6 protein-coding genes are annotated in these 13,109 nt (G+C 67.0%); 4 read left to right on the forward strand and 2 right to left on the reverse strand.

Annotated features, from left to right (window positions below; translation table 11 throughout):
- Positions 1–21: 21 nt before the first annotated feature.
- A complete protein-coding gene (locus ACEN9O_RS13275) occupies positions 22–2,355 on the forward strand; it encodes a methyl-accepting chemotaxis protein (protein WP_495617996.1) in 2,334 nt (777 codons plus the stop codon).
- Between the two features lie 30 nt (positions 2,356–2,385).
- Positions 2,386–8,070, forward strand: coding sequence for a hybrid sensor histidine kinase/response regulator (locus tag ACEN9O_RS13280; RefSeq protein ID WP_495617997.1), 5,685 nt, complete (start codon positions 2,386–2,388; stop codon positions 8,068–8,070).
- Between the two features lie 8 nt (positions 8,071–8,078).
- On the opposite strand, the gene ACEN9O_RS13285 is transcribed toward ACEN9O_RS13280, so the two are convergent.
- Complete coding sequence (locus ACEN9O_RS13285) at positions 8,079–8,558, reverse strand: VOC family protein (RefSeq protein WP_495617998.1); 480 nt, start codon at positions 8,556–8,558, stop codon at positions 8,079–8,081.
- A gap of 179 nt (positions 8,559–8,737) precedes the next feature.
- Between ACEN9O_RS13285 and ACEN9O_RS13290 the strand changes: the two genes are divergently transcribed.
- Both ACEN9O_RS13290 and ACEN9O_RS13295 read left to right on the forward strand, forming a co-directional pair.
- A complete protein-coding gene (locus tag ACEN9O_RS13290; RefSeq protein WP_495617999.1) occupies positions 8,738–9,427 on the forward strand; it encodes a hypothetical protein in 690 nt (229 codons plus the stop codon).
- A gap of 13 nt (positions 9,428–9,440) precedes the next feature.
- On the forward strand, positions 9,441–9,761 hold the full coding sequence (locus tag ACEN9O_RS13295) for a hypothetical protein (protein WP_495618000.1): 321 nt from the start codon (positions 9,441–9,443) through the stop codon (positions 9,759–9,761).
- Here the strand turns inward: ACEN9O_RS13295 and ACEN9O_RS13300 are convergent.
- A complete protein-coding gene (locus ACEN9O_RS13300) occupies positions 9,754–13,044 on the reverse strand; it encodes an AfsR/SARP family transcriptional regulator (protein ID WP_495618001.1) in 3,291 nt (1,096 codons plus the stop codon). The genes ACEN9O_RS13295 and ACEN9O_RS13300 overlap by 8 nt on opposite strands.
- Between the last annotated feature and the right edge of the window lie 65 nt (positions 13,045–13,109).

A 13,109-nucleotide genomic window follows, 5' to 3' on the forward strand; every position in this document is an offset into this window, starting at 1 on the left:
AACTAATCCGGAGAGGGTGTAATGGCTTTCAAGATGGGGTTTTTATCGCGTGGCAACCGGAATGCCGGCCAGGACTTGGCAGCGAATTCAGAATTCGGCGAAGCGGGCGATTCGCAGTTCTTGCACACCGCCGCCGTAGCGGAGCCGCCGGCCGCTGACACCAGCCAGGCCGATAGCGGCGATAGCGCCGCCCCGCTGCGCCTGCGCGATGCGCTGGGCAGGCGTGGCGCCGCGCCGGTCGTCGCGGCCGAAGCGGGCGCCGGCTTCAAGCTGCCGCTGATCGGCCACCTGCCGGCGCAGCGCCAGTTGAGCATCCTGTCGACGGCGCTGGCGGTCAGCCTGCTGTTGAGCGCCTTGTTTGTCGCCCTGAACACCATCCACAGCGCCAACCGCTCGACCCAGACCCAGGTCGCCAGCGATGCGCTGATGCACTCGCAGCGCATCGGCAAGGCCACGCCGAACGCGGTGCAGGGCAGCGTAGAGGGCTTCCGCCAGCTGGAGGAAAGCCGCAATGAACTGAACAACGACTTTGTGCTGATGACGCGCGGCGGCCGCTATCAGGGCCGCGAGATCGGCGAGCCGATTTCGTCGCTGGCGCCGGTCGTCGCGGCAGCGCGCAAGCAGTGGAACCAGACGGACAAGGCGGCCAACACCATCCTTCTGCTGAAGGCGGACCTGAGCGATGTCGAAAAGACGCTGCAAAAGCTCAACGCCATGTCGCCCGGCCTGCTGAACCACACCGAGGAGATCTCCGCGCTCAAGGTGCAGCGCGGCGGTTCGGCGCGCGAGATCGCTGCACTCGGCAAGCTGACCATGCTGACCCAGCGCATGAGCCGCAGCGCCGGCGAATTCCTGGTCGGTGGCGGCATCAAGTCGGAGAGCGCGTTCCAGCTGGGGCGCGATACCACCGTGTTCCGCAATACCGTCGACGGCTTCCTCAACGGCAGCGCACCGCTGGGATTGGCCGCCGTGCGCGAGCCGGACCTGCGCGAGAAGTTCATGGTCCTGAAGACCGAATTCGAGGAATACCAGAAGCTGGTTACCGGCATTCTCGACAAGCTGGATAAATTCAGCGCTGCCAAGGGCGCGGAGCAGCTGATCTTCACCGACAACGAAGCGCTGCGCCAGCGCCTGTCGGTCTTGCAGCAGGCCTATCGTCAGGACCAGGATTCGCTCGGCATGACCTTCTGGCTGATGGTGGCCGGCGGCATGTTGACGCTGCTCTCGGCGGCGGCCATCGGCCGCGTGCTGCTGGTCGATTCGTACAACCGCACCCGCGGCGCCGACCGCCGCCGCCAGGAAGCGGAAACCATGCGCCAGCAATCGCAGCGCAAGGAGGAAGAAGCCAAGGCCATGAACGACCAGAACCAGGCGGCGATTCTGCGCCTGATGAACGAGCTGCAGGAAGTGGCGGACGGCGACTTGACGGTGCAGGCCACGGTGTCCGAGGACATCACCGGCGCCATCGCCGACTCGGTCAACTACACGGTCGAGGAGCTGCGCGGCCTGGTGGGCCGCGTGACCGCCACCGCCGAGCAGGTGACCAAGGCCTCCACCCACGCGCAGAGCATCTCCAGCGACCTGCTGCTGGCATCGCAGCAGCAGTCGCGCGAGATCCAGGATGCGTCGGCCACGGTGGTGAAGATGGCGAACGAAATTACCGACGTCTCGCGCTCCGCCAGCGAATCGGCCGACGTGGCGCGGCAGTCGGTGGCGGCGGCGCAGCAGGGCGCGACGGCGGTGGAAAACGCCATCAAGGGCATGCACGAGATCCGCGAGCAGATCCAGGATACCTCCAAGCGCATCAAGCGCCTGGGCGAATCGTCGCAGGAGATCGGCGAGATCACCGAACTGATTTCCGACATTACCGAACAGACCAACGTGCTGGCACTGAACGCGGCGATCCAGGCCGCATCGGCCGGCGAGGCGGGGCGCGGCTTCTCGGTGGTGGCGGAAGAGGTGCAGCGCCTGGCGGAACGCTCGGCCGAAGCGGCCAAGCAGATCGGCGCGCTGGTGCGCACCATTCAGACCGACACCCACGACGCCGTGGCGGCAATGGAGAAGTCGACGCAGGGTGTGGTCGAAGGGGCGCGCCTGTCCGACGCGGCCGGCGCGGCGCTGAACGACATCTCGCAGGTGTCGAACCGCCTGGCCGAGCTGATCTCCGGCATCTCGATGGCGACCGGCCAGCAGGCCACCTCGGCGACCGGCGTGGCGCAGAACATCCAACACATTTTGACGGTGACCGAGCAGACGCAGGACGGCACCCAACAAACCGCACAATCGATTCATAAGCTGTCAGTGCTGGCGCAGGAATTGAAAAACTCGGTGGCGCGATTCCGTATCGCGTCCTGAACCGCCCATCATTGAAAGGCCGAGGCAAGCATGACCACAACTGATTTTCCGAATCCACAGCAACCGCAGTTCGATACCGGCCCCTTGTCGTGGGTAATGGTGGAAATCCGCGAGTCGCTGGCACGCTCGAAGACCGCCCTGTTCGAAGCGGGCGGCCGGGCGCCGGAAGATCAGGCGACCCAGCTGCAGCACGCCAAGTCGCATCTGCACCAGGCGCACGGCGCGCTGATGATGGTGGACGTGGACGGCGTCGGCCTGATGACGCAGGTGGCGGAGGAGGCGCTGGACCGCTTCAAGGCCGGCACGCTCAAATGCAGCACCGACCATGCGCAGACGCTGGCGGAGTTGTATCAGGCGTTGGTCGAGTATTTGCAGGAGCTGCTGGAAGGCGCGCCGTCGCAGCCGGCCAGGCTGTTCCCCTACTATCGCGCGGTGCAGGAGATGCTTGGCGCTGAGCGCATCCACCCGGCGGACCTGTTCTATCCCGACCTGTCGCGCAGCGCCGAGCTGTCGGCGGCCGACGAGGTCCCTGCGGCCGATTACACGGCCTACCGTCAGCGCTTCGAGAAATCGCTGCTGCCTTATCTGAAGAGCACCGACCCGGCGCAGCAGCAGGAGCACGCCGCCGCGTTGCTGGAGGCCGTGAGGCTGGTCGCCGCCGTGCAGCAGGATGCCAAGGCGCGCACCTTCTGGCTGGCGATGCAGGCCTTTGCCGAAATGGTGGCCAATGGCGAGCTGGCGGGCGGCTTGTACGTCAAGCAGCTGTTCGGCATGATCAATTTGCAGATACGCCGCCTGAGCCAGGGCACTGCGGCGCAGCCGGACGCGATGCTGCGCGATGCCTTGTTCTTCATCGCCGCCGCAGGCCCCGCGTCGGCCTCCGAAACCGCGCAGCGCCTGCGCCGCGTGTTTGCGCTCGACGGCCTGGTGCCGGCCGACTACGAACGCCGCCGCTACGGCCAGATCGACCTCGACGCGCTGGAGCGCGCCAAGGCCGGCATGGCGAAAGCGAAGGCCAACTGGGACCGGCTGGCCGGAGCGGAAATCGATCCGGCGCTGGATGCGGCTTTCGGCAGCGCGCTGGGCGAGGTGGCCGAGGCTTGCGATCAGCTGGAGATGCCGGCGTTGAGCGTGCTGCTGCGGCAGCTGGCCGATGTGGCGCACACCGCCATCTCCGCCGGTCGCAGCGAGGAGCTGGCGCTGGAGATGGCCACCGCGCTGCTGTTCGCCGAACATGGGCTGGAGCAGATCCGCCACCTGCCCGACGATTTCGCCGCGCACGCCGACACGATAGGCGCGCGCCTGCTGGCGCTGGTGGCCGGCGATACGCCGCCGGAGCCCGCGCAATGGCAGAGCGGCCTGGCGCAGCAGATGCAGCAGGACGACACCGTCGTCGCGCTGGCGATGGAAATGAAGACCGGCCTGCGGCAGGTGGAGAAGGTGCTCGACGAGTATTACATCGATCCTTCGAAACGGCCGTCGCTGGTGGAGCTGGACCCGGTGCTGCACCAGTTGCAGGGTGCGCTGGCGATCCTCGACCAGGAAGGCGCGACGCGGGCGGCGCAGCATGTCAAGGCGGCCGTGCATGGGCTGGCGGCAGGCGAGGGCGATCCGTCGCTGGAGCCGAAGGCGCTGGACGATATCGCGCAGAACGTCGGTGCGCTGGGCTTCTTTGTCGATATGCTGGCGCAGAACGCGGCCGGCGCGCGCGAGCGCTTTGCGTTCGACGCGGAGCATGGCACGTTCCGTTCGGTGCCGTTCAAGAAGATGGCGGCATCGGAGTCGATTCCGGTGCTGGACGAGCAGGTACCGGCACCGGCGCCTGTGGCCATGCCGGTGCAAGCGCCGGCGCCGGCCAGCAGCGACGCGGCGGTCGAGGCCGAGCTGCTCGATATATTCATCTCCGAGGCGCAGGATGTGCTGAAGTTCGTCGATGCGACGCTGGCCAAGCCGCGCGCGGAGTCGGGCAGCGAGGAGAACCTGACCATGCTGCGGCGTTCCTTCCATACGCTGAAGGGCAGCGGACGGATGGTGGGCCTGAACCAGTTTGCCGATGCGGCGCATGGCATCGAGCGGGTGATGAATGTGTGGCTGGCGGAGGCGCGGCCCGCCACGGATGCCTTGTTCGACCTGCTCAACGAGGCGGCTCGGCAGATGGGCGCCTGGGTGGCCGAGTTGGTGGCCTCCGGCGTTTCGGCGCGCAATGCGGATGCGCTGGTCGCTGCGGCCGTGCGCGTGCAGGATGGCGCCGATTTCGCGATCGATCCGTCGCCGGCGCCTGCGGTTGCCGTAATCGAGGAAGCGCCGGTGGCCGATGTACCGCCGGTGGTGGAGCCGACCGCGCCACCTGCGTTTGTCGCTACCGGCAATGTGATCGAATTCCCGACCATCACGCCAGCCGTGCCGCGCGACGACAACGTCAAGCATATCGGCGAGCTGGAAATCCCTCTGCCGCTGTACAACATCTATCTGCACGAGACGGACGAATTGGTTCGGCTGCTGACGCAGGACTTTGGCGAGTGGCGTCACGAGCCGCGCCGGCCTGTCAATGCGGAGGCGCTGCAGGCGTCGCACACACTGGCCGGCACTTCGGGCACGGTGGGCTTCAAGGCCTTGCGTGAGCTGGCGCTGGCGCTGGAGTCCACGCTCCAGGCGCTGCTGCCGCCCGCGCCGCATCTGGACCAGGTGCAGCATGATCTGCTGGACTTTACGATAGAGCGCATACGCCAGATGCTGCAAAGTTTTGCTGCGGGCGATATGCCGTCCGCACAGCCGGAGCTGGTCACCGCGCTGCACGACTTGCGCGCAGAGCTGGAAGCTACTCCACCTGCGGCCAGCAACGCCATCGAGGCGCGCCTGGATGACCTGGTCGCGGAGACGATGCACGACATCACGACTGCGGCGCCAGCGCCGGCGGAGTCGATGATGGACAGGCTGTTCCGCGAGACGTATGAGGCGATCAGCGGAAGCGTGCTGGAATCAGATGCCCCAGCGGTGGCGGAAGCGCCGAAAAAAGCCGAGGCGCGGACAGACGACAGCATCGACGATCTGTTCAACGCCGCGTTTGACGACGCCTTCGCCGAGCCGCCGCTCAAGATAGCCGAGCCGCAGGTCCAGGAGCCTGAACCTGCGCCGCCGGTGGCCGCGCTGGAGCCCGAGCCAGAGCCAGAGCCAGAGCCAGAGCCAGAGCCAGAGCCAGAGCCAGAACCGGAGCCGGAACCGGAACCGGAACCGGAGCCCGAGCCCGAGCCCGAGCCCGAGCCGCCTGTCTCCGCGCCAGAACCGGAGCCGCAGCTCGTCCATGCCGTCGAACCGACGCCAGAGCCGGAGCCGGAGCTCGAAGCCGAGATCCTCGAACTGCCACCGGCCGAACCTGAAATCCTGACCGCCGCGCCAGCCATCTTCAACGACGAACTGGACGCCGACCTGCTGCCGGTCTTCCTGGAGGAGGGCGCGGACCTGCTGCCGCAAGTAGGCGAGGCATTGCGCGCCTGGCAGCACAGCCCCGCCGACACCGCGCACGCCCAAAGCCTGCTGCGCCTCCTGCACACCGTAAAGGGCAGCGCGCGCATGGCCGGTGCGATGCGCCTCGGCCAGCACGCCCACGAAATCGAAACGCACATTGAAAACATGGTGCACGCCGGTTCCGCCACGCCGCAAGCGTTCGACGAACTGCTGGCCCACTACGACCACGCGCTACTGCTGTTCGAACAGCTCCAGCACCCGGACGCCCTGCAGCAAGCCGCCAGCGCCGGCGACCTTGCCGCCGACCTTGCGGTCGATGTCGCCAGCATGGAGGCAGGGGAAGCCAACATCGACGGCTCCACCAGCGTCACCACGGGCACCATCGACAGCCCAGTCGCGCCAGCCGCACATGCGCCAGCCGACGAGCCGCAATCGAGCGTCAAGTCACCGCTGGTCCGCGTGCGAGCCGACATCCTTGACCGTCTGGTGAACCAGGCCGGTGAAGTATCGATCTCCCGCTCCAAGCTGGAGAACGAGGTCGAAACGCTGCGCGCCTCGTTGTTCGACTTCTCCGAAAACCTCACCCGCCTGCGCCGCCAGCTGCGCGAAGTCGAGATGCAGGCCGAATCGCAGATCGCCTCGCGCATGTCGATTTCCAGCGAACGCGAATTCGACCCGCTCGAATTCGACCGCTTCACGCGCCTGCAGGAGCTGACCCGCATGATGGCGGAAAGCGTCAACGACGTCGCCTCCTTCCACGAGAGCCTGACCCGCAGCGTCGACAACGCCGGCGACGATCTGGTACTGCAAGCGCGCCTCACGCGCGACCTGCAACGTGACCTGATGCGGGTGCGCATGGTGCCATTCGCCAGCATCTCCGAGCGCCTGTTCCGTGTCGCCCGCCAGAGTGCCAAGGAAGTCGACAAGCGTGTCAACCTGGATATTCGCGGCGGCGCGGTGGAGGTCGACCGCAGCGTGTTGGAGCGCATGGTCGCGCCATTCGAGCATCTGCTGCGCAACGCCATCGCCCACGGCGTGGAAAGCCGTGCCGCCCGCGGCGAAGCCGGCAAGAGCGAAACCGGCGAACTGCTGGTGCAGGTGACGCAGCAGGGCAATGAAGTCGTCATTGAATTCACCGACGATGGCGCCGGCCTCGATCTGGAACGCATCCGCGCCAAGGCAATCAGCAACGGCCTGCTGCACGAAGATGAAGAGGTCACCGACGCCCAGATCGCCGACCTGATTTTCGAACCCGGCTTCTCCACCGCCGAATCGTTGACCGAGCTGTCCGGCCGCGGCGTCGGCATGGACATCGTGCAGTCCGAAGCGCAGGCGCTGGGCGGCCGCGTCGACACCTTCTCGGAGCGCGGCAAGGGCACGCGCTTCACCATCCACCTGCCATTGACGCTGGCGGTCACGCAGGTGGTGCTGCTGGTTGCCGGCGGCAAGACCTACGCGCTGCCGTCCATCCTGGTGGAACAGGTGCTGCAAATGAAGGAAGCCGCGCTGATCGAGGCGCACCACAACGGCTACGTGCCGGTGCATGGCCTGCACGCCGCGCTGCACTACCTGCCCGTCTTGCTGGGCGACGCGGCGGCGCAACCGCTGGCGCAGCGTTCCGCACCGGTGATGATGCTCAAGAACGGTAACGAGCGGCTGGCTGTGCGCGTCGATGAGGTGCTGGGTAATCGCGAGGTCGTCATCAAGAACATCGGCCCGCAGCTGGCGCGCATGGCGGGCATCGCCGGTGCGACGGTGCTCGGTTCGGGAGACATCGTCCTGATCCTGAATCCGGTGGCGCTGGCGCAGCACCTGGCGCATCATCCCGAGATGAGGCAGCACTATGCGCAAGCCGCCGGTGACAGCCCTGCACCGCGCCCGCTTGGCCGTTCCATCATGGTGGTGGACGATTCGATGACGGTGCGACGCGTGACCCAGCGCCTGCTGGAGCGCGAAGGCTACAACGTGGTGCTGGCCAAGGACGGCGTCGACGCGCTGGAGCAGCTGCAAGGCGCCACGCCGGACCTGATGCTGGTCGATATCGAGATGCCGCGCATGGATGGTTTCGACCTGACCCGCAACGTGCGCGGCGACGAGCGCACCAGGGATATCCCCATCATCATGATCACCTCCCGCAGCGCCGACAAGCACCGCAACTACGCGCTGCAACTGGGCGTGAACGCCTACTTCGGCAAACCATTCCAGGAGCCGGTGCTGCTGGACGCGATCGAGGGGCTGTTGAAATCATGACGGCGGGGTCAGGACGTTTCGCGCACCGCCGCTTCGATCTTGGCCACGTCGATCTTACCCATCTTCATCATCGCCTCGAACGCGCGCTTGGCGACGTCGCCGCCCTGGGCCATGGCATCGGTCAGCACGCGCGGCGTGATCTGCCATGACAAGCCCCACCGGTCCCGGCACCAGCCGCACGCGCTTTCCGAGCCGCCGTTGTTGACTACCGCGTTCCAGTACTTGTCGGTTTCGGCCTGGTCGTCGGTGGCGATCTGGAACGAGAACGCGGGGCTGTGCGTGAAGGCTTTTCCGCCGTTCAGGCCGATGCACGGAATGCCGCACACCGTGAACTCGACTGTCAACACGCTATCCGCTTTACCGCCGGGGAAATCGGATGGCGCGCGATGCACCTTGCCGACTGCGCTGTCCGGAAAAGTGCGGGCATAGAAGTGCGCGGCTTCTTCCGCGTCATGGTCATACCACAGGCAGATCGTGTTCTTATTCATCGTCATCCTCCTCAAATGGTTGGTCGATATAGTCTACCTCCGCTTCCCCGCAGGGCGCGCGAGGTTGCCGTTTGCCAAGCGGGTATTTGCAAGTCATTTGTGGGTCGGGCAAGATTAACGTTCTTCCAGCGGTCACCGATATTCCATCGGCGGCGCTTTATCTACAGGAAGAAAGCATCATGTCAGTCACCAGCACATACTCATTCATACAAGGGTTTTTCAACGGCGTCTTTGTCGGCCAGAACGCCGTGAGCGCGGCGGACCAGCTGTTCACCGAATCGCCTCCGGGCAGCGGCGTGTTCGTGGTCCACCGCCCCAGCGGCGAAAACCTGGTCGATCTCGGCAAGCTGATTAACACCAACGCCAACGTCGGCATGGTCGCCAAGCAGCTGATCGCCGCCGGCGCCTCGCTCACCAGCGGCCTGCGCGTGCAGGGCACGCCGTGGATCAGCGTTCCTTACTTTGCCCAGTCGCCGGGCGCGCACAAACCTTTCGACATGCTAGCCAAGGTCAATTTCGATTTCCATATCGAGACGCCGTGGTTCTGCAGCGATATTGACGGCACCATCTCGGTGTTCCTGTTCGTCTTCCTCGACAGCCAGAAGCACCTGCATGTGACGGTCGACGGCACCTGGTTCTCGTTCGAGGGCGGCTCGCCGTTCTGTGCAGGTCCCGCTTCCGACGCGCTCAAGGCCGCCATGCCGGCGGTGCGCAAGGAGGTGCAGAACCTGCTGCCGCAACTGACGTCGGCCATCGCCAGCGTTCAGTTCTCCAAGGCTTACTTCTTGCCCGGTAATGGCACCAAAGCCGCCGGCGCCTTCGTACAAAACGCCAGCAGCGACGCTGCGCTTGGCCTGCTCTTGGCTTGAAAGGAAAATGAAAATGGATAAGGATCAAAAACTGGTCGATGACATCTGCGCACTGCTGCGCGACGCTGGCTACACCGGCCTGGCTGTGCACAAGGACCAAAGCGGCACGCTGCTCAACGCCACCCGCGATCACGGCGGCGTGGTGCTGCGCCTGTCGCCGGACATGCAGAAGGTCACGCGCCGCACCGAAGCCGGAGCGGCCGAAGTGCAGCGTGGGCGGCTGGATGTGCACGAGGTGCCGGCGATGGAGGGCGTGGAGCAGCAGATACGCGCCAATCCCGAACTGGCCAAGGCCATGGGCATCCCGGCCCAGCATCTGAAGTACATCATGTAGTGCGTGTCGGCCCGGCCTTGCCCGCGAAGTGGGCAGGGCTGGACTGCGCGGCACCGGCCATCAGCTGCTGCGCCAGCGCTTCGATGTCCTGCGCCACCGGTGCGCCCAGCGCGCTCAATGCCATGCGCTGATAGCGCCGGTAGGCCGCCAGTCCTTGTTCGAAAGCCGCGCCGTCCAGGTGCATGCGCATCAGGTCCGCGCTCAGCGCCTTGTTGTACGGGTCGGCTTCCAGCGCCCGCTCCAGCAACTGCGCGGCGGCGGCCGTATTGCCGGCACGGGCCAGTTGGCGCCCGGCGTCGCCCAGTACGCGCGCCAGTTTGCCGCGCCACAGTTCGCGCCGCGCCAGCAACCACGGCGCGCTTTCCCCGAGCAGCAGTTCTCCCCGATACAAGGACAGTGCCTGCGTGGCCGCAACCAGCAGTGCGGCTTCATGCGAGGCCTGGGCGGCCACGCCTGCGGCGGCCCATTCCTGCGTCAGCGTTTGCAGGCGCGGCAGCAGCCGGTCCAGCGTCGCGGTATCGCTCCAGCACTGCTGCGGCGCCAGCGACAGCGCCCCCTGTTCCAGCACTATGCAGCCCGCGCCCACTGTAGCGCGCAACCGGGACAGCGTGGTTTCCAGCGCGTGGCGCGCGGTGTCGCCGTCGGCGTCCGGCCAGAGCAGCTCGGCGGCGCGTTCCAGCGGGATGCTCAATGGTGCGTGGGCTGCGATCAGTTTCAGGACGTCGAGCTGGCGGTGCTTGGATTTGCCTTGCGAGCGCAGTGGCTGGCCGTCGATGCGCAGCTCGAAGCCGCCGAAGCTGCGCACCTGCACCGGCCATGGCCAGTTGTCGCCGGCGTCTTCCGGCGGTGCAAGGCGCCAGGCGCGCACCAGCATATTGGCCGCGCCGGGGATGATGCCGGCCGCCAGCGCGTGCGCGCACAGCGGTTGCAGGATGTGCGGCGTGGCGAAGGTCAGGTAGCCGCCGCCCTGCGAGGCGATATGGTTCAGCGCGCGGCGCAGCTTGTCCTGCGCCAGCAGCAGCTGCGCCGGATGCGCGCGCTGCAGCTGCTGCAGCGCTTGCGCCTTGCCGTCGGCGTCGGTGATGAACAGCCACGCTTCCAGCAGGTCGGCCAGGGTTGCCGCCAGTGGTGATGTGTAGTCGCGGCCATGCTGGCGCAGCGCGACGGTTTCGACGGCGCAGCGTTCGCGGTCCAGCAGCGTCCAGGCGACGCAACTGGCCGCCTGTGCGTAGACCTCGTAGGGCACGCTGCCGAAACGCAGCGCCGCCTCGTGCGCCAGGCGGGCGTGCGCCAGCGCGCCTTGGCCGTCGCCGCGGCAGCTGGCCAGCCAGGTTTGCGTCAGCTGGAGATGGGCCACCAGGTTGTGGTGCTGCGGCGGCGTTTGCGCCGCCACGTCGGCGATGGCGGCGGCAGCTTTGTCGAGCTCTCCGCGCAGCAGCAAGGCGGCCGCGTACAGCAGCACGTAGTGGGCGTCCATGATGCGGATGCCGCTGCTTTCCGAACTGGCGCGGCAGGCGGCGAAGACGGCGTCGATGCGGGCGTGGTCCATGCCTGCCAGCGCGTCGTACAACTGCACCAGGTGCGACAGGTAGCGCGCATACGGCGGCAGCGTGGCCGCTTCCGGCAACGCATCCTGCAGCACGCGCACCGAGCGCAGGGCGGCGTAGCGGCCGGACTGGTAGTAGTGCTGGCCCAGCATCGCGCCCAGCCGCACCTTCAGCGTGGGATCGGCCGGCTGGCGCAGCACTTCCAGCGCGCGCTGCTCCCACAGATCCATGTCCTGGTGGCCGGGATCGGTCATGAACAAGCCGCTCCACATGCTGTGCGTCAGATGGGCTTTCAGGCCGGGATCGGGCAGCTGGTCGTAGTCTTCCGACGGATCCACGTGCTGCTGCAGGAAGGCGCGCAGCGGCTGCTCGGCGGCGCCGTCGAAGAAGTAGGAACTGATGATGGCGCTCAGCGCCAGGAAGCGGTGCATCGGCCGGTTCTGTTCCGTGAACGCCTGCAGCGCCTTGAGCAGCGCGGCGCGGGCGCGCGCGGTGTCGCTCATGAACACGGCAAGGCCCAGCCAGTAGTAGTGCCACGGGCTGCGATGGGCTTCGGGCAGGGCGTCGATCCAGCGCGCCAGCGTGGTGTGGCGGGCACTGGCCAGCATCGCTTCGGCGCGCGATTCGATCAGGCCGGCCGCGCGTTCGGGCATGCCGTGTTCCAGTGCCAGCTTGATGGCGGCGTCGCCGCTGCCGTCGGCCAGCAGGACGTCGACGCAGCCGGCGATCCAGGCGTGGCGCTGCGCCTGGTCGGTGCGGGTGGTGGCCCATTTGCGCAGGAAGCCCTGGAACAACGGGTGCAGCGCGTACTGGCGGCCTGGGTATTCGTAGATCAGCGCTCCCTGCGCGGCCAGCCGCGCCACGATGTCGGCCGCGTGCGGCGCGCCGGACAGCGCGGCCGCCCAGGCGCCGCTGAAGTGCGGCAGCCAGCATACCGCCAGCAGCGTGGCGCGTTCCTCGTCGCTATAGGCGCTGAACACTTCCTCGGCCAGGTAGCCCACCATCGCTTCCGACAGCACGTCTTCCGCCGCCAGCGCGGCGCCGGGGCGGCGCTTGAGCCACGAGGCCACCAGCGCGATGCCGGCGGCCCAGCCGCGCGTGAAGCTGTAGACACTGTCGGCGACGCTGTCGGCATGGCTGATGCCCAGCACATTGAGCAGGATTTCGGTTTCGTCGCGGGTGAAGGCCAGCGCCGCGCCGTCCAGTTCATGCATGTCGCCGTGCGCCAGCAGGCGCGCGCAGGCGGCCGGCGGCAGCGCGCGGCTGAGCACCACGACTTTGCTGGCCGGCGGCAGTTCGGTGGCCAGCGTGTCGAGGAACTGGCGGAAGAAGGGCGCGTCCTGGCAGCGGTGGGCGTCGTCCATGACGATGCAGCTGGCCGGCGCCAGTGCCGCGCCCAGCGTGCGCACGTACAGCCGCAGGTAGCCGTGCAGCGCCGGCAGGTGTTCGCGCAGCAGCGGCGGCGGCTGCCAGCCCGGCGCCACGCCGCCGTTGGCGATCGCCTGTTCGAAGTAGAGCAGGAAGCTGGCCGGGTCGATGTCGGCTTCGTCCAGTCGCAACCACGCAACAGTGGGGCCGGCGGCCTGGCAGAATTCCAGCCCCAGGCTGGTCTTGCCGGAGCCGGCCGGCGCGGCGATCCAGGTCAGCGTGGCGGGGGAATCGAGCATGGCCTGCACGGCATTGTGGCGGCCGATCAGGCGGGCGACGGGGCGGGAGGTCTTGGCAAGTGAGGCCATGATGGCGGTTCCTTGAAGCGGACTGCGCAGGAACCGCTAGTTTAAATCTGATTATAAAAAGAACA

The organism is Duganella sp. Dugasp78 (genome assembly GCF_059491455.1).